This is a genomic window from Psychrobacter immobilis, assembly GCF_904846285.1.
GTDB classification, from domain to species: Bacteria; Pseudomonadota; Gammaproteobacteria; order Pseudomonadales; family Moraxellaceae; genus Psychrobacter; species Psychrobacter immobilis_D.
Genome location: NZ_CAJHAD010000001.1, coordinates 182,522 through 203,913, shown reverse-complemented (window position 1 = coordinate 203,913; position 21,392 = coordinate 182,522). Strand labels below are relative to the sequence as shown.

Sequence of the window (21,392 nt, the reverse complement as noted above, 5' to 3'; positions counted from 1 at the left end):
TCTATTAGTCGTCTGCTATTACAAACGCATTGATTGGTTAATAAAAGGTATAAATAATGATGGCTGACAGTAAAGGCACGCAAGCCGAACGATTGGTACAATTGCGCCGCGATAAGGGCATGACTGCCGAGCAATTGGCGCAAGCGATGACCGCAGCAGGCGCAAAGGTCAGTCGCGGGGCTATTTCTAACTGGGAGCGCGGAACCAATGGCATCGTATCATCAAAGCTGCCGACCTTATCGCGTATCTTAGGCTGTAGCGAAGGCTATCTGTTGCGTGGTGAGCTGCCAAGTGAAGCTAATATCGAGAGCAACATTGCTAGCAACCCAGATTCAAATCAAAGCATAAATGCTCATAATAAAAATGCAGTATCTAGCAAACAAGTTAACGCCGCTCAACCAATAAAAAATCAAGCAGCGCCACATTCACAAAACAACCCTATGAGTGGTCACTCTATGAACACAATAAAAAAATCCGATAAATTACAAAACGTTTGCTACGATATTCGTGGTCCTCTGCTGCAAACGGCAAATAAAATGGAAGCCGAAGGTAAGCGCATTTTAAAGCTTAATATTGGTAACCCTGCCCCTTTCGGTCTTGAAGCACCGCATGAGATTTTGCGTGATGTGGCGATGAACCTGCCAGAAGCGACTGGTTATTCAGACTCACAAGGTATTTTTGCCGCTCGTAAAGCCGTTTTGCAATATTATCAATCAAAAGGCCTGCTATCTGCTGTTGATGTACGCGACGTGTATTTGGGCAATGGCGTCTCTGAGCTGATTGTTATGACCATGCAAGCGCTCATGAATGATGGTGACGAAGTCCTTGTGCCAATGCCTGATTACCCGCTTTGGACGGCAGCGGCCAACTTAGCAGGCGGTACCGCCGTGCATTATCGCTGTAATGAAGACGACAATTGGCATCCTGATATCGAAGACATCAAGTCTAAAATTACCTCTAAAACCAAAGGCATCGTGGTTATTAACCCCAATAATCCAACCGGTGCGCTGTATAGTGATGAATTGCTGCTGCAGATTATCGAAGTGGCAAAAGAGCACGATTTAATCATCATGGCCGATGAGATTTACGACCGTATTCTCTATGATGATATGGAGCATACGCCGATGAGCACCTTGACTGATGATGTGCTTGTGCTGTCTTACAATGGTTTATCAAAGTCGCACCGTATCGCAGGTTTCCGTGCTGGCTGGATGATGGTTTCTGGTAAAAAACACCATGCATCTGACTTTATCGAAGGCTTAGATATGTTGGCATCTATGCGCCTATGTTCAAACGTCCAAGGGCAATATGCGATTCAGACGGCGATGGGCGGTTATCAAAGCATGAAGGATTTAACCTCTAAAAAAGGCCGTCTTTATAAGCAGCGCGAAATGGCGGTCTCACGCCTCAATGCCATTAAAGGTATTTCTTGCACCATGCCACAAGGGGCGTTTTATTGTTTCCCAAAGATGGATCCTGCGGTCTATCCTATCGAAGATGATATGGCGTTTATGATGGATTTATTGGTCGAAGAAAACGTTTTACTGGTGCAAGGTACTGGTTTTAACTGGGATGCACCCGACCATTTCCGCTTAGTGTTTTTACCCAATCTGCACGATTTAGAAGATGCCATGGATAGATTGGACCGCTTTTTTGCCAAAAAACGTAAGCAGTTTGGTACTGAATAAAAATTCAAAAATCATAAAAAAACGCTTATCGGCATAAGGCTGATAAGCGTTTTTTATTTGAAACGTGCTTATAAATAACTTTAAATAAGACTTATGTAAAAACCTTAATAAGCGTACGTTTTAAAAGATATTGACCAAAATAATATAACTGATTGCAGACATTGCCGCTGCTGCAGGAAGAGTAATTATCCATGCCAAACCGATAGGTTTCATCAGTGCCCAATTGGTATCTCTATTGACAATACCGATGCCAAGTACTGCGCCGACCAAGGTATGCGTACTCGATACTGGCAGACCCATGGTCGAAGCGCCCATCACCACAGCAGCAGCAGCCAATTCCGCTGAGAAGCCAGAAGCCGGATGCATTTTTGCCAAATTGGTACCGACGGTTTGAATGACTTCTTTACCAATAAACCATAAACCAACGATCAACGCTACACCAAAGGTCAGCATCACCGCGGGCGGTACTGCCGCTTCAGTCGCAATGCTATTGGTACGAATAACGTCCATAATCGCCGCAAAAGGACCGACGGCGTTGGCGATATCGTTTGAGCCATGACTAAAGGCGAATGCTGATGCGGTAAAGACTTGCATCCAGCTAAACATAATAAAGGTGGCTTTGGTCAAATCTTCTTTATGCTTACCGCGGATACTCTTGGTATAGATATAGGTCGCAAGCCAAACTAGCGCTGCAATCATGCCCATGATTAAAAAGCCTTGCAGCGTTGTCATGCCATTATTGACATTCTTTAAGCCTTTAAAGATGACCAAAGAGGCCATGACCGCGCCGCCTGCAGCCGCAATGATAGGTACCCATTGCTTCAATGCCTTTAAGGTATCGAGGTTGCTGCGCTCGTTTTCAATTTCATAAAGCTGTTTGTAATAGTCGGTTTCTAAATCTTCAACGTCACAATCATCATCTTTATAAATTTCTTGATCACGTAACATCGCTGAGGTATAAGCCAGTTGTTCTGACTCAGTCAGACCATCCAGATATTCTTTGTGATTTTGCTTTAGCGTTTTTTTATCGCCTTTTAGGGTCGCAATGTGTGCCTCGGTTCTATCATTATATTCAATGATATTTTTCTTAATCTGACCATATAAAAGGTAGGAAAATAAGCCGCCGAGTAGCGGTGATATAACCCAAGAAATAGCAATCGTACCAATCGTACCCCAATTTACCGTCGATAGCGCCATTTCAGTACCACCTAAGGTGATACCCAAAACCACGGAGCTACCAACGACACCGCCGATGATGGCGTGAGTGGTCGAAACCGGCAGACCTTTTTTGGTCGCAAACAATAACCAAAATGCAGCAGCGATAAGCGCTGAAAGCATGACATAAATAAATTGGTTGGGCGATACCGATAGACCATCTAAGTCGACAATACCGCTACGAATGGTATCGGTGACTTCACCGCCTGCTAACACCGCTCCTGATACCTCAAATATCGCTGCGATACCCAAGGCTTGCGGAATGGTCAACGTCCCCGCACCCACTGAGGTACCAAAGGAGTTGGCGACGTCATTACCACCGATATTGAATGCCATAAACACACCAAAAGCCGTCGCTACGATAAATAGCGTCGTCTGCTGATGCATGGTGTAATCCAGACCCCACCATAAAAAGTAAGCGGTCATCGCAATCAGTAAAATGGCAAAAAATAGATTGATTCTTATAGAACCGACTGCTTTGGTTGGTCCTGTAGAACTGCTGCTAATACCCATACGTTAATACGTCCTGCGTAAGCTGATTGAAATTATAGGTGATTGATGACATTGCGGCGCTATTGATGATGTCATTGATGGTATCGTTTTCACCATCTAACATGATGATAGCGTGTACGCAACATGTCTTTGAAATACTGTTTTGAATTTCTTTCTCGAAATACTGTTTTGAATTTACTGATTCGAAAATATGGTTGTAAAAAATTGCTCTATTGCTATCTATATTGTCCCAATAGTTTTGGGCGCTTATTAATATTTGCTTTAGCTTGCCCACACATCAGGTAAAAACCTATCACACAAAATGCCATAAAGCCGCAAGTAGTCTTGCCAAATCGTCCGATTACAGCAGCTTGCGGCTTAGGTTTTATAGTGATAGCGTTGATTATAAAAGATATATTGATAATGATTAGAGCATTTATATGATAAATATAGTATCCGACTGCTCAGCCATTTTGCTAGAAAGCAGAAGTTATTACGCGCCTATTATATTAAATATAGACACAGAATGCATGATGATATTGCGAGATTTGTAACTGTAAATTTATGGCTTAGAAAAGCTAGACATTTAATAGAAAATTGTTGTTAATTTCTATTAAATAACTAAGCAAAAATACCATTAACTATCAAGCGTACCTAACGCTTTCATCACTATTACCAATCACTTATTGGTCACCTATTTAGTATGAGAAAGTGCTGAAGATAACTGCTCAATCGCATGGTCTAATACATCTAAGCGCGCTTGGCGCTTTTCATTGGTGGCAATGACGCACCAAGGGGCATCGTCTGTATGAGTGCGTGCCAGCATATCAGCCGCCGATTGCACATAATCTAACCATTTATCACGATTGCGCCAATCATCATCGGTCAGCTTAAACTGTTTATGCGGCGTCTCTTCACGTGCTTCAAAGCGTTTGAGCTGCTCTTTTTTATCAATAGCGAGCCAATATTTGATGACTATCGTGCCAGCGGCTACCAAATCTGCCTCAAAACGATTGATTTCAGCATAAGCGCGCTGCCATTCTCCATCAGTCGCAAAGCCCTCGATACGTTCGACCAATACACGCCCATACCAAGTACGGTCAAAGATAGCGATACGGCTAATACGATCAGTTTGCTCATTGGGCAGTTTGGTCCAAAAGCGCCATAGGTAAGGGTGCTGCAACTCATACAGCATCGGTGCGCCGATATTATAAATCTGATACTCGCGAGGGTCGAGTGGCGCAACCAGTCTTTTGATAGCCCCGCCTTTGCCAGCGGCATCCATGCCCTCAAAAGCAAATACCACATGACGACCTTTGCGCGCACGCAGCAATTCAGCAAGGCGTGCTTGCTTTTCGGCCAGTGCTTCATGATAGTCAGACTTATCTATCTCGGTATCGTCAATATTTATCAAAGTTTTAGGTATTTTCACAGGCTCAAATTTTGCTACCTTTTTTGCATTCTTACTTTCTGCTTTACTGCTTGCTAGTGCTGTTTGCATCGCCTGCAACACTTTATGACAGAAATGGGTAGCCGCTTGTGATTTATCCTCACCGTTAATAATAATCCAGTCATCCTGTTGGCGTAATAAAGCCGTTGCCACCTCATTAAAAGTGTCGACGACCTTTTTACTTTTCCAATCAATTTGATATAAAAATTCTGGATCAGATTCATCATCGTTAAGCCGCGCCTGTAAGGTTTCGATATCGACATGAAACCAGCATTTGAGCAGCTTGGTTTGATTAGCAGCAAGGTCTTGCTCAAAGGCTTGTAGCTTAGTCAGTTCTTTCTGTAAATAGTCTTGCCATTGGGCAATAGGCAACGCTTTATTTTTCAGCTTCTTATTATTTTTATCCCCACTTTCTTTAGGTTCATCGCCTTTATTATCTAGAGTTGCCATACGCATAACGTTATAGAGCAAATCGGCATACCAGTTGCCAAAATACACCATCACATCGCCATGACGCGGCAGCGCCTTGGTATGCGCTTGCCAAATCGGCTGATGCTCTAAGGGACAATCACCAACCGTTGCCTCAACCTTGAGTAAGCGCGGGTCTACCCATTGCCGCAGTTGGGTGACCGCTGTGCCCTTGCCTGCCTGCTCCATGCCGTTGACCAGCACCAATAGCCCGGTTGGTCTATTGATGGTCGGCGGTGTTTGTTGCCGCGTGGCTCGCAAGGCAAATTGGGCAGTGACTAATGCCAATCGCAATGCATCTTTGTCCATAGAAAAAATATTTAACGGATTGGGTGTTAAACGCTGCTCGACGACTTGCTCACTAAATTGGTCACTTACCGCTTCTTGCGCTTGGTCTTTAGTGGTATTATTTTTTTTGCTCATGTCCATACTCGCTTTATTATTAGATAATGTTTTATAGTTTTTTATGCGGTGTTATACATTTCTCGTTTATGATTTTTATACGCTATTTTCTTTGCATAAAAACTTCATATTTACATAGCTATTTTATAAATGCTTGGTTTTTATAATATTGATTACAACACTGACTACCGCACTTAAAATCACCATGTCAGTTAATCATAGCATTGAGTAAATATAGTAAATAACCCTGCTATGTAACAGTTTGGCATTTGTATTCTGAGGTATTTTCTTTTAAGGTGAACAAAATTTTGCGCGCATGCTTTAATAGCTGCCCACAAGCACAAGAATTTAGTATCATTTCAACCCTTTTATCATCAATTTGATTGCCATTTTTACTTTTTATAGGATTACCTGCCATGTCTGCCTTAGCCAATTTACAACAGCACTTAAACCGTTTTTGGGCGCTGCCACACCATGAAGATGCTGCCTTAAATACCAAATTAAAAGAAGTGCAAGCATGGCAACAAGCGCGTATCAAACGTACCCATAGCGCGCTATTTCAACAACCAAAAAATAAACCGATGGCAGATTATTTTTTAACGCAGCTATATGGTGGTGATGAATTTAAAGTATTGGCAGAGCAATTAGGACGCATCCTTCCTAAAGCTAAAAAATTAGAGCGCCTTGCCAAAGAAGCTTCTTTAGAAGCGGGCAGCATGGGCATTCAAGCGTCTATCTTGGCCATTGAGCTTGATTTACATTTAGCCGAGTGGTTGGTTGCTCAAGATTTAGCGGTTAATGAAGAGAATATGCTCGCCGCTTACCGCGCTGTCGATGAGGCCAATGAGCGCCGTGTGCAGATTAACAATCTAAAAGAGGTCTGCTATCGTACCGATAAAGATTTGAACTCGTTTATGCTCAAAAAAGCCTTTGGTCTCGCGAAAGGCACGGCTTATCGCCATAACTTCCAACCGCTTTACGACTTTATCGATTCAGGCTTTAAAGCGATGAAACCACTAAAAAGTGTCAGCAGCTTTATTGAACCGTTTTGTGAACGTGAGCTTGAGATTATTGACGAAGTTCATGCCGAGGTTCATGACAACGATAATGGCGGTAAGCCAACAACGTTTGGTGTATGATAGGGTCAATAATGCCCATGGCTAACGGCGCTGTGTAGTGATTCAATGATGCTTAAACAGCGCTCAAATACGCCATCATAAAAACCAATAATAGGATAATCGTATGACTGATCATTCAAATAACAATACTGAAACTCATGCTACTTCTCATGCTCATCTGCAAGATAAATTGATCAAAGATAGCATCACTAATAATCAAAGCATCACCGCTCAAGTAAAAGCTTGTCAAAGCCATGTTTCTAATACGACGCTTAATGAAAATGCCGCAGTCGATAACAGCAAAAACAATGACTTTACGCAAGTGCAAGATCTACCAACCGGAACCCCACAAGGTCAACAAACGACTATGCCAAACCATATAGATAACGCTAACAACATCCCAAATAACAGCGCAAGTAATACGTCTGCGCACGCACAAACTGCCAAACAAACACTTTTTAATCAGCGTGATGACATCAATAATCCCCATACGCCTGATACCGACGGTAATGAGCAAACGCATTTTGGTTATCAAACGGTCAATAAAGCTGAAAAACAAGCACGCGTTGCTGATGTCTTTACCTCAGTTGCCAAAAAATATGACATCATGAATGACTTAATGTCATTTGGTATTCATCGCCTATGGAAGCGTTATGCGATTAGCTTATCAGGTGTACGTGCCGGTCAGCATGTGCTTGATATCGCTGGTGGTACGGGTGATTTGGCCAAAGTATTCAGCCGCGAAGTTGGTCGCAACGGTAAAGTCGTGTTATCTGATATCAATGCGGCGATGTTAGAAGTTGGTCGTGAGCGCTTGATTAATGCTGGCTGTAACAACGTCGATTTCGTCTTAGCAAACGCTGAAACATTAGCGCCATTTGACGATAATAGCTTTGATCTGCTAACTATCAGCTTTGGTCTGCGTAATGTCACGGACAAAGATGCTGCTTTAAAATCTATGTATCGTGTGCTAAAGCCAGGCGGTCGTTTATTGATTTTAGAATTCTCAAAACCTGTGTTTGAGCCATTATCAAAAGCTTATGATTTGTATTCGTTTACTGCTTTGCCAATTATGGGCAAGCTGATTGCTAATGATGCAGAAAGCTATCAATACTTGGCGGAATCGATTCGTATGCATCCTGATCAGCAGACGCTGAAGCAAATGATGCAACAAGCAGGCTTTGAAAATTGTGATTATCATAACTTGACAGCTGGTATCGTCGCTGTCCATCGTGGTTTTAAAGCATAATTTTAGAAAAGAATAGTTTTAGAGCTTAGTTTTAAAAGCTACTTATACAAAGCTTATTCATAATGTAAGAACGTTTGCCACTAGGCAGGCGTTTAATCATCGTCATAACAGCCAATATGTAAATATGCGCCACGCTTATGGCGCTCAACCAAACATGCGAGAGCCTTATGCTGACTGTATTACTTTTGGCGGGTGCCGAAAAGCTGATTAATATCGCCATTGCTAGCGATGAGATTACCAAAGCTGGTCTGGCACCACTTGCGGGTAAAGTGCTGCGTTTAAATATGGGCACGCCTGAAGTGAATTTGGACGTGTTATTTACCGAGGAGCGTTTGCGCTTTGAGCCGGTCATGACTGAGAGTGTGTTTGAGCCAAGCGGCAATATGAATGAGCGCCAAAAGGCTAGCCTAGAGCGGTCGCGTCTTGGTCATAGTCATCCAGACTGCATCATTAGCGTTGATAATCCTGCGCAGCTGCTGAACCTGATACGCGGCACAGAGGGTAATTTACCTATCGCTGGTGACTACAAAGTACTGATGCAGCTGAAACAGCTGGTCGCAGGTTTTGACCCTGATGTCGCCGGACAGCTTGAGCCTTTTATTGGTAAGCAGATGGCCAGTCAATTGCATCTGCTCATCTCGCAGCTAAAAGGCAGCTGGCGCCATAACGCCAAACGCGCTTTTAACGATGTCAGCGACTGGGCAAATGATGTAGCGGGTAATGTCACTCCTGACCCGCTGGAAGCCGCCGAAGTCAACGATCTGAAGCAGCAACTATTGAAACTACGTGCTGACATTGAGCGTGAAGAAGCTAAGCTTGCGGCTATTAAAGATGAACAAGCACGTTTAACCAATAATAGATAATAATAAGTAGATGCTACGATTGTTTAAACGCTCTTTATAAACACATACCGTTATAAAGAATACAACATCTAGCCTATTTTCGACTTTTTAGAGTAACTATATCTCATGCTACTATCCCATCGCGCCCGCTTACTTGAACTTTGGCGTATTGCCGCCGCTTATCGCATTGATACCCATCTTTCTGTCGAAGAAGCGCCGCAGCTGCAACCTTTAGCGCGTTTAATTCGTTTGCATCCGGCAGCGTGGGGTAAAAAACATCAGCCCAATGCCATTAAATATGCGCTTGAAGATATGGGTACGCTGTTCTTAAAGCTTGGACAACTGCTTTCGACGCGACGCGATTTAGTACCGCCTGAGATTATCGAGCAATTGGTACAGCTACAAGATAAGGTCAAACCTTTCGACCCCGACGTTGCCATTGCCCAAATTCAAGACCCGAAACATGGTCTTGGTCAATCTATTGCGACTTTGTTTGCGCGTTTTGACGTCAAACCGCTAGCGGCGGCTTCTATTGCCCAAGTACATACGGCCGCCTTGCATGATGGGCGTGAGGTGGTGGTAAAGGTGGTTCGCCCTGATATTCGCACCACTATCGTGGCTGATTTTGAGCTACTGCGTGAGCTTGCCAATTGGGCATCGGCGCGTATCGAAGCGGCGCGCGCTATACATATCGTTGATATTGTCGAAGATTATCGCCAAGTCATGCTCAATGAATTAGATTTGACCTTAGAGGCAGACAATACGACGCAGATGCGCAATAACTTCTTGGGTTCAGCATTGATGTATGTACCTGAAGTCTATGATGCAGCTAAAAACGTCATGGTTATGGAGCGTATCCAAGGCGTTCCTATTTCGCAGGTTGAAGTCTTTGATAAGCTAGGTTATGACCGAGCAGCATTGGCAAAGAAAGGCTTAACGATATTTTTTACCCAAGTTTTTCGCGATAACTTCTTTCATGCCGATATGCATCCGGGTAATGTCTTTGTAGAGACGCCACCGGTTAAAACGCTCACTACAGATATGAGAGCGGTTGACTTGGGTCATGAGCCACGCTATATCGGGCTTGATTGCGCCATCATGGGTACATTATCAAAAGACGACCAGCTTATTGTCGCGCGCATGCTGTTGGCGGTGATGAATAACAACTTTACGGCGATGGTTGATATCGTCAGCCGTGCTGGATGGATACCGCCCAATACCGATAAGCATGCCTTGATGCGCGATATGAAACGCACTGTTGGACCTATGCTACAAAAATCTATTAATGATATCGACTTTGCTGGTGTCTTAATGCAAATTTTAGATATCGCTCGCCGCCACCATATGAGTATTCCGCCGCAGCTGATGCTACTACTTAAAACTCTAGTACACGTGGAAGGACTCGGTCGCGACTTATACCCTGACCTTGATATCTGGTCACTGGCTAAGCCCATTTTAAGTAGCTGGATCAAAGAGCAGCTCGATCCGATGCGTAATTTGCAACACTTACGCCAACAGTTGCCAGAGATTTTATTATCAACCACTGATATCCCTAAGCTGCTAGATCAGGGTTTACAAAGCCTTGCCTCACAAGGTTCGCGCCAAGACAGTCAACTGCGCGAGATCCAACAAATTCGCGCCGACATGCTCAACGACCGCCGCCGAGATTGGCTAGCACTTTCGGGTTTTGCCGTATTTATTGCCATTGCGACACAAGTCGGTTGGTTTGCGCCTATCTTTTATCTGTTAGCTATGATTGTCGTTATTTGGCGGGTTCTAGCCTAGATTTCTGATTTTTAATGGCAATGAATACTCGTTAATAGTTATAAAATTTAAATCTTAATTTAATAAGCTCTCAGTCATTTTAATTGTTGTTAAAGAGCAATCAAAATGACTGAGAGCTTAATTTTTTATCTTATTTGATAGCGTTTACTCAGTTAAAAACACGTTTTATATGGAGAATTCATCTATGTCGACCGTATCAGCTACGTCGCCTGCTCAGCCTAATCATTCCGTAAAACCAAATCATAATGAGGCTATTGCCGCTTTGCATACACGCTTTGGTAAACAACTTAGCCTTAATCAAACCATACGTGAGCAGCATGGTCATACCATGACGTGGCTTGCCAACCAGCCGCCCGACGCGGTATTGACAGTACAGGATAAGCACGAGGTTGCTGCGGCCGTTGAGATTTGCCATCAGTATCAAATGCCAGTAATTGCCTTTGGTATTGGCTCATCCTTAGAAGGTCAGTTAAACGCGCCCTATGGCGGACTATGTATCGATATGCATGCCATGGATGCGATATTACAGGTTAATAATGAAGACCTGACCGTTACCGTACAACCTGGCGTCACACGTGAGCAGCTCAATCATTATTTGCGTGATACCGGACTGTTCTTTCCTATAGATCCCGGTGCCAATGCCAGTATCGGCGGCATGGTTGCGACTCGCGCATCAGGTACCAATGCTGTCCGCTATGGCACCATGAAAGATGTAGTACTCGCGCTTGAAGTGGTGACTGCGAGTGGAGATATTATCCGCACCGGTACGCGTGCCAAAAAGTCTGCCGCTGGTTATGATTTGACGCGATTGATGATAGGCTCAGAAGGCACGCTTGGTATCGTCACCGAAGTTACGCTCAAGTTATTTGGTATTAGCGAATGTATAGGCAGTGGCATCTGCCACTTCCCAACGATTGAGGATGCTTGTCAGGCGGTGATGTTAACCATTCAAATGTGCTTGCCAATTGCTCGTATCGAGCTGCTCGACGCGATGCAAATTAAAGCGTGTAACCTATATGACAAACTCAATTTGACTGAAACGCCTACCTTATTTGTAGAATTCCATGGCACAGAAGGCAGCGTCGCTGAGCAAGCGCAAATCTTTACTGATATCATCGAGGAATTCGGCGGTACGGATTTTGCTTGGGACACCAATGAAGCTGAGCGTAAACGTTTGTGGCAAGCGCGGCATAACGCTTACCATGCCAGCTCTGCCCTACGACCTGAGGCTAGCGCCTTATCGACCGATGCCTGCGTGCCCATTTCACGCTTAGCAGAATGCGTCAGTGAGACGGCAAAAGATATCGAAGCATCTGGTATGATTGGACCTATCGTCGGTCACGTGGGCGATGGTAATTTTCATGTTTTATTATTGGTCGATACCAATAACCCTGAAGAAGTCGCTACCGCTGATGGAATTATTAGCCGTCTTGCCAGCCGCGCGATTGAAATGGACGGCACCTGTACCGGTGAACATGGTATTGGACAAGGCAAGCAAAAATATATGCAGCAAGAGCACGGTAATGCTTTGGTGATAATGCAAGCGATTAAATCAGCACTTGATCCAAAAAATATTTTAAATCCAGGAAAAATATGGCCTGAGACTGTATCTAAATATTAACAATGTTCAGTAATAGAAATATTTATAGCAATAAAAATGCGCCTACCTTTAATTTTTCAATTAAACGTAGACGCATTTTTTATGTTTACTATGTTAATTTTTAACACTATAACATCTGATCAATCGCCATCTGCGTCAATACCCGACCACGTGCCGTACGTAATACATAACCTTGCTGAATAAGGTACGGCTCAATCACATCCTCTAACGTACCGCGATCCTCAGCCATTGCTGCTGCTATCGCTTCAACGCCAGCTGGACCACCATCAAAACGCTCCTGCAATATTTCAATATACCGTCTGTCTAAATGATCAAGACCGCGTCTGTCCACGGCGAGCATATCGAGCGCACTACCTGCTATCACGCCATTGATACTGCCGTCGCCTCTCACTTGCGCATAATCGCGTACGCGGCGTAATAGTCGATTGGCAATCCTTGGTGTCCCACGTGCCCGGCGAGCGATCTCTACCGCGCCATCTTCACTCATCGGTACCCGCATCAAGCGTGCGGCACGGCTAACAATCGTCGTCAGATCAGCGATATTATAAAACTCAAGTCGCTGCACGATACCAAAGCGATCACGTAATGGCGAGGTCAATAGTCCGGCGCGCGTGGTGGCTGCGACCAAGGTAAACGGTGGCAGATCAAGCTTAATAGAACGCGCCGAAGGTCCTTCACCAATCATAATATCGAGCTGAAAATCTTCCATCGCTGGATAAAGGATCTCTTCAATAACCGAACTCAAGCGATGAATTTCATCGATAAATAACACATCACCTTCTTCTAAATTGGTCAACATCGCTGCCAAATCGCCCGGACGCTCAAGTACTGGCCCTGACGTTGAGCGCAGATTGCCACCCATCTCACGAGCAATAATATTGGCAAGGGTTGTCTTACCTAAGCCCGGTGGACCAAAGATAAGTGTATGATCCAACGGCTCGTTACGGCCTCTGGCAGCGCTAATAAAAACTTCCATCTGCTCACGCACCACCGGCTGACCGATGTATTCCGCCAATAGTGCTGGTCGAATATTGGAATCAGGCGCGTCACCTGATCCTTCTAACGGATTAATCAAACGATCTTGCATCATAGGTTTTATCATTTTATTTAAATCATTATTTTCAAAAGACTAGGTAATAAACAGCATAACCAAACGCCACGCATAAGTCATGCAAAACCTTATTAAGCACCTACTAAAACGAAAATAAGCGACATCTAATGTCGCTTATTTTCTTCTCAGTTTATACATAAAAAATAGCGCTATTTAAAACTCTGAAACTGCTGCAGCGTCGCCTTTAATAAGCTTTGTGTATCTGTAAATATTTCGCCGTCAATTTTCGCCGCTTTAATCGCTTGCTGCGCTTCTCTTTCTTTATAGCCCAAGCTAATCAAAGCGCCTTCCACCTCAGCAATGATACTGCCTTCAGCAGAAACGGGCGCAGGCTGAAGCGCAAATTCTAAATGACTGTTATCAACCTCGATATTTTTTAGCTTGTCTTTAAGCTCAATCAATAAACGCTGTGCTGTCTTTTTACCGATACCCGGAATACGCGTTAATGCGGTCTCAGACTCTTGCTCAACATGCATTTTTAGCTCAGCCGCTGACATCGCAGACAGCATAGCCAAAGCCATTTTTGCGCCAACACCATTAATCTTAATCAATTGGCGAAAGACATCGCGCTCTTTGCGATCGATAAAGCCATAAAGTAGCTGCGCATCTTCACGCACATGAAAATGCGTCCAAATACTCGCCTGCTCGTTGAGACGCAACTGACAAAACGACGGTAGCGGCAGCTCAATATCGTAGCCAACACCAGAGGTGGTCATGACACAGGCAGTTGGCGCCATCAAATACTGCACCTGTCCGCTAATCAATCCAATCATCATCCACCACCTTTTATAGAAACTAAATATAAAACATAAATACAAAAACTACTTATGGAACCTGCGATAAAAATAAGCGGCTCTACTATTATTAAATGAGCATGCGTTGTTGGCAACGCTTATTTATAAAAATCGACCATACCTTCGAGGGTAATCGGGCGAATTTTATGCGCTTGACCAGCAGAACCAAAGGCCTCAAAGCGATTGGTACAGATATCTGACATCGCAACCATAGAGGCTTTAAAGTATTTACGCGGATCAAATTCACTAGGATTTTCGGCAAGGAATTTACGGATTGCGCCCGTTGATGCCAAACGTAAATCGGTATCGATATTTACTTTACGTACGCCATGCTTAATCGCTTCAACGATTTGCTCAACGGGCACACCATAAGTCTCACCGATGTTACCACCGTTTTCATTGATGACTTTGAGCCATTCTTGCGGCACTGATGATGAGCCATGCATGACCAGATGAGTATTCGGAATACGGGCATGAATCTCTTTTACGCGCTCAATTGATAAGATATCACCTGTCGGTGGACGCGTGAATTTATAAGCACCATGACTGGTACCGATAGCAATGGCTAGCGCATCAACGTTGGTATCTTTAACAAACTGCTCAGCTTCATCAGCACTGGTCAATAGCTGATCGTGGTCTAATATACCCTCTGCGCCAGAACCATCTTCTTCGCCTGCCATACCGGTCTCAAGACTACCCAAACAACCAATCTCGCCTTCTACAGAGACGCCACACGCGTGTGCCATTTTGACCACTTCGCGAGTCACGCTAGCATTATAGTCATAGCCCATAGGCGTTTTGCCATCTTCACCGAGCGAGCCATCCATCATTACTGATGAGAAGCCAAGCTGAATTGAGCGCTGGCAGATAGCAGGTGACATACCATGATCTTGATGCATCACCACTGGAATATGCGGCCACTCTTCAATCGCAGCAATAATCAGATGACGTAAAAACGCGGATCCTGCATAACTACGTGCACCAGCACTGGCTTGAACGATGACAGGTGAGTCACAGGCGTCGGCTGCCATCATGATGGCACGCATCTGCTCTAAGTTATTGACGTTAAAAGCAGGGACACCATAGCTGTGCTCAGCGGCATGATCCAAAAGTTGACGTAAAGATATTAAGGCCATAAAACGCTCTCTGATTAGATTTTAAAATAAATGCTTGTAAATGATAGAGGGTAGCAATTGCCCTATAATCGCTGTCACGCTATATTAAAGATAGTTGCGACGTCATAGAACGATCGATAAAAATGCAGGATTTTTGCTAGTATTCATCACACGCAGATTATAGCAAATTTTGCCCACGCTTCGTAGCGGTTGCGCGACTATTTATTAGACTGACAGTTTTACTATGGCAAGTTATTCACTCTATTGTTGCTTTTAGATTTGTTAATTGATGAAACGCAAAAAGCCTTGGTCATCACCAAAGCTTTTTTAGTATTTTGAGGGCTTATAAAATAGCTATTAATTAAAGCGCTATTAATGCGAGTTAGTTATTAAAGTAATATAACTCCTTAGCAATTAATTAGTACTGCTGCTCTGCTTCTACTGCGTTTTCACTGGCTTTATCTTCAACAGCAGATGCGCCATCGGCAACCACTCCAGCAGTATTGGCAACGGCTTCATTTGCGCCTACTACAACCGCTTCACCCGTGTTTTCTAGGGCAGTCGTAGCAGCAGCACCGGCTGTTTCAGCATTATCTGCAATGTCAGCACCAGCGTTTTGTGCAGCGACTTCAGCGTCAGCAGCAGCAGCTTCAGTTTTAGCAGCAGCTTCTTCAGTATTGGCCGCAGTGTCTTCAGCAGCAGAATCAGCAGCAGCTGCTGTTTTATCTTGTGTTTCCTGGCTACATGCAGTGATTGCAAAAGTACCAGCAAGTACGCTAGCAAGTAACAAATGGCGTTTTAACATAATAAACCTCTCATAAATAAAGCATGTCAAATACATGATTTGCGCTATTTTATAGAGTGCAAATTAGACATGCAATAACAATTTTCAGTATAGAAACAAATAATTACTACTTAATAATAATCAATGACAATTCCTGCTTATCGTACTTAAAACAATAAGATAAGAATAGTAGTCACAATATTATCGTTACAGCCTACCTTAGATATTGGGGCTAGGTTGTACGGCTAATGTTACTCATCTACTAAGTATCGTTAAGGCGTTACTCACTAATCTGTAGAGCAGCGACGGCAGGCAAAACTTTACCTTCTACAAATTCTAAGAACGCGCCGCCACCCGTTGACATGTAGCTGACCCCATCAGCCACTTGATATTTATCAATCGCTGCTAAAGTATCGCCACCGCCAGCAATCGAGAAGCCTTGGCTGTCTTTGACCGCATTTGCCACGATTTGCGTACCTTGACCAAAAGCATCGACTTCAAAAACACCGACCGGACCATTCCATAAGATGGTTTTTGCGTTGATGATGGCATCAGCCAGTTGTTTAGCACTCTCTGGGGCGATATCTAATATCATGTCATTGTCGCCAATTGCATCGACAGACTTGATAGTTGCTGCAGCTTGTTGTAATGAACCCGTGAAGTCCGCAAAATCAATATCGTTTTTATCAGCGACAACCACATATTCTGGCAATAAAATCTCAGTTTTACCCATGATGTCACGAGCAGTATCAACCAAGTCCGCCTCATATAAAGAAGCACCAACGCTATAACCTTTAGCTGCTAAGAAAGTGTTGGCAATACCACCACCAACGATAATTTGCGAGCATACTTCAGCCAAGCTATGTAGTACTTCTAGCTTAGTCGATACTTTGGAACCACCAACGATTGCCAACATCGGCTGTGCTGGGGTTTCAAGTGCTAAGCTTAATGCATCAAGCTCAGCCGCCAATAAAGGTCCGGCGCAAGCTGTTTTTCGCGCTTGATGCATGGCTTGGGTAACGCCTTCCGTAGATGCTTGCGCACGATGAGCAGTGCCAAAGGCATCCATCACAAATATGTCGCACAAATCAGCGTATTTCTGTGCCAAATCCGCAGCGTTTTTCTTCTCGCCCTTATTAAAGCGCACGTTTTCTAGTAACACGACTTCGCCTGCTTTGATTGCCACACCTGCATTTAGATAGTCAGTATTTAAGCTTACTGGCGCGGCTAATTTATCGCTTAGATAATCCGCGACCGGTGCGAGCGAATACATGGCTTCAGGATTGCCTTCAGTCGGACGACCAAGATGTGAGCACACAATCACTGCCGCGCCTTTTTCTAGCGCCATTTTGATGGTAGGCAAACTGGCTTGCAGGCGAGCGTCACTGCTGACTTTACTGTCTTTGATAGGCACATTTAAGTCTTCACGAATCAATACCACTTTGTCCGTTAAGCTTAGCTCACTCATACGCAAAAAATTCATTACCTGCTCCTATGCATCATCTATGGTTAATCTACCATGTAGCTTTTTAATCATTGCTGAAAAATATTATTTAAACTATCTAATCGGCTGTTTTTAGGCTGTTGTTGCTAATGGTTTTATACAATTAGTCCAACAAGAATTTGAGGCGGTGTATTCTAGCAGTTTTCGAGCAGATGCTCATAACGAAGCTGATATAAATTTTGCTTAATTGCTTATTATCAAAGAAACTTGCGGGCTTTCAATAAAAATCAGTAACATTTCGTGGTGGTACTTAGCAATGAGGCCGTTTATGATGGCATGAGCCTTTATGATAAAAACCAACCTTTGTAGAAAAGTCGCTAGTGATAACAAATGACCTTAACAATAAAAATAACTTATTAGGAGAATACAATGAGTATCGACTTTGAAGCTGCTAAACAAGAACTATTAACCCTAAAAGAAGAATATGAAACCCGTATCAATAAAATCGAAGATCATATTCAAAACCCGCAAGACGATCTCAATGAACATTGGGAAGATCAAGCTATCTCTTATCGTCAAAACGATATGCGCACAAACTTAATGGGCGAAGCCCGTCAAAGCTTAATGTACGTCGAAAATGCGCTAAGCCGTATTGAAAACGGCACTTATGGTGAATGTGAAGTATGCGGCGAGCACATTGAAGCGCAACGCTTGCAGGCTTTACCTTACGCCACACTTTGCATGAAACATGCTGAATAACCCTCAATCGCTACTATTAAAATAGCCTTTTATCTAGCAGGCGCATACCAAGTATCAAGCGCCTGCTGCCATTGCTGACAACGCATAGCGATTTTCTGCACTGGCAAATCCATAATATCACCAACGACTGCCACATAAGCAATTGGTAAGCCTGACAATTCAGTAATGTTCTCTGCGCTCAACCCGCCAATTACACAGATATCAATCCCTTGCTGACAGCCCTCTACAAGCAGCTGACGCGAGATGATATCGGCGTTCGGTTTGGTATTTGAGGCAAAAATCGCCCCCATCGCGGCATAACTTGCACCCTCTTTTTTGGCTTCTTTGACTAAATCCACATCACTATGGCAGGTACGACCAATAGTCTGTTCAGGTTTTAAATGACGTTTGGCATCATTAATATCGCCATCTTGCTGACCTAAATGCACACCAACACCGAGTTTTTCGGCAAGCTCAATGTCATCATTGATGACAACTGGGACATGATGGCTTTTTGCCAAGCGCACTATTTGCTGCGCTTCAGCATAGAGCTCTGCTGCGCCATCAGGTAGCTGTAAAGTTTTTTTACGGCGGATTTGCAATAGCCCTATCAACCCTGTGGCTAATGCCGCTTCTAATTTGGCATATAAAACCGCAAACTTATCGTCATTGGTGAGTAAATATAGTTTGGGAGCTCGAGTAACAGCCAATGCTTGAGTCATATAGTTTTTCCTAATACACACCCTAAATTCGACACAACAAAAAGGCTGTTATATTGCATAACAGCCTTTTTGATAAATACTAAAGCAGTAAGCCTACACCGTACGGCGAGTCGCCAAGCTATTTAGAATGTTCTTAGCATCACCCCAGCGCGTTGCTGAGCTGTTCGCGCCTAAAATCACAATAATCGCAGGACGATTATTAACGCGAGTTTCCATCACCACGCAACGACCGGCTTCATTGATAAAGCCTGTCTTTGAGATACCAATTGGGTAGCTGCCATCACGCACTAGGCTGCTAGTATTATTCGCTTTGTAAGTACGGTTGCCGCTTGAAGCGTTAGAAACGTAAAAGTCATAGCTTTTGGTTGTCGAAAAACGACGAATGACATCGTAGTTACCAGCAGCACGAACCATTTTGACCAGATCATTTGACGAAGCAACGTTACGTTTATCAAGACCCGTTGGATCACCAAAGAACGCAGTACTCATACCCAAGTCTTGGGCTTTACGGTTCATGGCACGTATAAAGGCGCTATAACCGCCTGGATAATTACGCGATAGACTTTTGGCGGCTGGGTTTTCTGATTTCATCAATGCCATTAACAGCATCTCAGCACGGTTTAGACGGTCACCTGACTTTAGGTTTGAGCTGGCACGTTTAGGACCGACGAAATCTTCTGGCTCAAGGGTAAGCTCTTCACGCATGTCAAGACCGGCATCTAACACTACCATTGCCGTCATGACTTTGGTGATACTGGCCATTGGACGAGCAATATCAGCATCCTTTTCGTAGATAGATTCGCCCGTTTCCGCATCGATAACCGCGACACTGCGCGAATCGGTGCTGATTGGAATCATACTGCTGCTACCAAAACTGCCACGATAGCTAGTATTATAATTATTGGTAGTATTGTTAAAGCTATTATTACTACTGCCAAAACTATTGGTATTGGTGATATTAGTGGTACCAAAGCCGCTATCTACTTTCTTTATCGTAGAGCCACTATTACTATTATTGGCTTTGTACATGATACTGCGAGCTTCAGACAGGTTGTCGGCACCGCCCCAGCTCACACGAGCATTAGACTCTGAACCAGAACTACCATTAATCGTAAGTGCGGCTTGTGCGACACTGCCCAAACTCAATGAAATCATAGCAGCGATTAATTGCTGTTTGGTTAATGGTAGTTGCTTCATTATGCCTCCTGCTGTCGCGCTGCCATTAGTTAGTAAATCAATTATATACTAACTAATGGCAACCACGTACGTAGCGTTTGTGGATGTGTTTGTAGATACTCACATAGAGTTTTTGTATTTTTAGTGTATCATGGTTTGCATTTAAGTTTAATCTACTAAATCAATTAGATGTCATTTTTTAGCCACATTCAAATTTTACTACATTTACTTTATATTACAGCAATATTTATTAACATTGGCGCAATATAGCATTACATTTAAGCTTATAAGTGCTTAATTGCAAAGTTAATATTAAAATATGATGCTTAATATAAGTGCCTTTGTTAGCTGATAGTTAGCTGATAGTTAGCTGATAGTTAGCTGATAGTTAGCTGATATATTTATAATAATTAATATAACAGCTCAATAAAATTATCCAAATAACTTAAGATTAGTAATGCACCCTTTATTCTGACCGATAGAAAAGAGTATAACGATGATTCGAGTATTAGTAGTAGATGATCATGATTTGGTGCGGATGGGTATCAGCCGTATGCTGGCAGACAGTGCAGATATCGAAGTGGTCGGCGAAGCTGATAGCGGTGATATGGCGATTAAACTGGCCAAGCAGCTGCGCCCTGATGTGATATTGCTAGACGTTAATATGCCAAATATTGGCGGGCTCGAAGCCACCAAACGCTTGGTTCAGCTAGATATGGGTTTTAAGATATTGGCGGTCAGCAGTATGTCGGCGCAGCCTTATCCTTCCATGCTTATCAAAGCCGGCGTCAATGGTTATATTACCAAAGGTACGCCGCTTGATGAGATGATACGCGCGGTGAAAAAAATCTATCAAGGTGGGCGTTATTTTAGCCAAGACGTCGCCGAGCAATTGGCTGATGTACTCCTATCTGATAATGCTAAATCGCCTTTTGACTTATTAAGTGACCGCGAAAAACAAGTCGCCATGATGGTAGTCAACTGTCAAAGTCCGCAGCAAATCGCTGATCAGTTGTTTGTCAGTGTTAAAACCATCAATACCTACCGCTATCGCATTTATGAAAAAGTCGGGGTTGATAGTGATGTGAAACTGACGCATTTGGCCATTCGCCATGGTCTTATTCAACCGTAAGTCATCAGCACATTAAGCACTTCTGCTTTCATTACGGCCAACTTAT

At 43.5% G+C, this 21,392-nt stretch carries 18 protein-coding genes; 8 read left to right on the top strand and 10 right to left on the bottom strand.

Features of this window, described 5'->3' with window-relative positions; all coding sequences use genetic code 11:
- The first annotated feature begins 56 nt into the window (after positions 1–56).
- Positions 57–1,688, top strand: a complete 1,632-nt coding sequence (locus JMX13_RS00885) for an aminotransferase class I/II-fold pyridoxal phosphate-dependent enzyme (protein ID WP_201608940.1) — start codon at positions 57–59, stop codon at positions 1,686–1,688.
- A gap of 120 nt (positions 1,689–1,808) precedes the next feature.
- Here JMX13_RS00885 and JMX13_RS00880 read toward each other — a convergent pair whose 3' ends face one another.
- The 3 genes from JMX13_RS00880 to JMX13_RS00870 all read right to left on the bottom strand — a co-directional run bounded on the left by JMX13_RS00880 (position 1,809) and on the right by JMX13_RS00870 (position 6,133).
- On the bottom strand, positions 1,809–3,416 hold the full coding sequence (locus JMX13_RS00880; protein ID WP_201608939.1) for an inorganic phosphate transporter: 1,608 nt from the start codon (positions 3,414–3,416) through the stop codon (positions 1,809–1,811).
- A 673-nt stretch (positions 3,417–4,089) separates the two neighbouring features.
- Positions 4,090–5,736 (bottom strand): ATPase, encoded by a 1,647-nt coding sequence (locus tag JMX13_RS00875; RefSeq protein ID WP_201608938.1) that lies wholly within the window; start codon positions 5,734–5,736, stop codon positions 4,090–4,092.
- 229 nt (positions 5,737–5,965) lie between these two features.
- Complete coding sequence (locus JMX13_RS00870) at positions 5,966–6,133, bottom strand: hypothetical protein (RefSeq protein WP_201608936.1); 168 nt, start codon at positions 6,131–6,133, stop codon at positions 5,966–5,968.
- Between JMX13_RS00870 and JMX13_RS00865 the strand changes: the two genes are divergently transcribed.
- The 5 genes from JMX13_RS00865 to JMX13_RS00845 all read left to right on the top strand — a co-directional run bounded on the left by JMX13_RS00865 (position 6,132) and on the right by JMX13_RS00845 (position 12,330).
- Positions 6,132–6,854 carry an FFLEELY motif protein gene (locus tag JMX13_RS00865; protein WP_201608935.1) on the top strand — a complete coding sequence of 241 codons (723 nt, stop codon included), beginning with the start codon at positions 6,132–6,134 and terminating at the stop codon, positions 6,852–6,854. The genes JMX13_RS00870 and JMX13_RS00865 overlap by 2 nt on opposite strands.
- A gap of 103 nt (positions 6,855–6,957) precedes the next feature.
- A complete protein-coding gene (gene ubiE, locus JMX13_RS00860) occupies positions 6,958–8,082 on the top strand; it encodes a bifunctional demethylmenaquinone methyltransferase/2-methoxy-6-polyprenyl-1,4-benzoquinol methylase UbiE (RefSeq protein WP_227686157.1) in 1,125 nt (374 codons plus the stop codon).
- A 167-nt stretch (positions 8,083–8,249) separates the two neighbouring features.
- A complete protein-coding gene (locus JMX13_RS00855; protein ID WP_201608934.1) occupies positions 8,250–8,945 on the top strand; it encodes an SCP2 domain-containing protein in 696 nt (231 codons plus the stop codon).
- 105 nt (positions 8,946–9,050) lie between these two features.
- Positions 9,051–10,709 carry an ABC1 kinase family protein gene (locus tag JMX13_RS00850; RefSeq protein WP_201608933.1) on the top strand — a complete coding sequence of 553 codons (1,659 nt, stop codon included), beginning with the start codon at positions 9,051–9,053 and terminating at the stop codon, positions 10,707–10,709.
- A 184-nt stretch (positions 10,710–10,893) separates the two neighbouring features.
- Positions 10,894–12,330, top strand: coding sequence for an FAD-binding oxidoreductase (locus tag JMX13_RS00845; RefSeq protein WP_201608932.1), 1,437 nt, complete (start codon positions 10,894–10,896; stop codon positions 12,328–12,330).
- Between the two features lie 106 nt (positions 12,331–12,436).
- On the opposite strand, the gene ruvB is transcribed toward JMX13_RS00845, so the two are convergent.
- From ruvB to JMX13_RS00820, 5 genes are all read right to left on the bottom strand, one after another.
- Positions 12,437–13,417: a Holliday junction branch migration DNA helicase RuvB gene (gene ruvB / locus JMX13_RS00840; protein ID WP_201609254.1), complete on the bottom strand. Its 981-nt coding sequence runs from the start codon at positions 13,415–13,417 to the stop codon at positions 12,437–12,439.
- 173 nt (positions 13,418–13,590) lie between these two features.
- Positions 13,591–14,214 (bottom strand): Holliday junction branch migration protein RuvA, encoded by a 624-nt coding sequence (gene ruvA / locus JMX13_RS00835; protein ID WP_201609253.1) that lies wholly within the window; start codon positions 14,212–14,214, stop codon positions 13,591–13,593.
- A gap of 119 nt (positions 14,215–14,333) precedes the next feature.
- A complete protein-coding gene (fba, locus tag JMX13_RS00830; protein WP_201608931.1) occupies positions 14,334–15,371 on the bottom strand; it encodes a class II fructose-bisphosphate aldolase in 1,038 nt (345 codons plus the stop codon).
- Positions 15,372–15,768: 397 nt separating this feature from the next.
- Positions 15,769–16,155, bottom strand: coding sequence for a hypothetical protein (locus JMX13_RS00825; protein WP_201608930.1), 387 nt, complete (start codon positions 16,153–16,155; stop codon positions 15,769–15,771).
- A 259-nt stretch (positions 16,156–16,414) separates the two neighbouring features.
- Positions 16,415–17,617 carry a phosphoglycerate kinase gene (locus JMX13_RS00820; RefSeq protein WP_201608928.1) on the bottom strand — a complete coding sequence of 401 codons (1,203 nt, stop codon included), beginning with the start codon at positions 17,615–17,617 and terminating at the stop codon, positions 16,415–16,417.
- A 390-nt stretch (positions 17,618–18,007) separates the two neighbouring features.
- On the opposite strand from JMX13_RS00820, the gene JMX13_RS00815 reads away from it, so the two are divergent.
- Positions 18,008–18,337 (top strand): TraR/DksA family transcriptional regulator, encoded by a 330-nt coding sequence (locus JMX13_RS00815; RefSeq protein ID WP_201608926.1) that lies wholly within the window; start codon positions 18,008–18,010, stop codon positions 18,335–18,337.
- 29 nt (positions 18,338–18,366) lie between these two features.
- On the opposite strand, the gene JMX13_RS00810 is transcribed toward JMX13_RS00815, so the two are convergent.
- The gene (locus JMX13_RS00810; RefSeq protein ID WP_201608924.1) at positions 18,367–19,038 is read right to left on the bottom strand and encodes a thiamine phosphate synthase; all 672 of its coding nucleotides are present in this window, start codon (positions 19,036–19,038) and stop codon (positions 18,367–18,369) included.
- A gap of 93 nt (positions 19,039–19,131) precedes the next feature.
- Complete coding sequence (locus tag JMX13_RS00805; protein ID WP_201547049.1) at positions 19,132–20,235, bottom strand: serine hydrolase; 1,104 nt, start codon at positions 20,233–20,235, stop codon at positions 19,132–19,134.
- A gap of 475 nt (positions 20,236–20,710) precedes the next feature.
- On the opposite strand from JMX13_RS00805, the gene JMX13_RS00800 reads away from it, so the two are divergent.
- Positions 20,711–21,346 (top strand): response regulator, encoded by a 636-nt coding sequence (locus JMX13_RS00800; RefSeq protein ID WP_201608923.1) that lies wholly within the window; start codon positions 20,711–20,713, stop codon positions 21,344–21,346.
- Positions 21,347–21,392 lie beyond the last annotated feature (46 nt).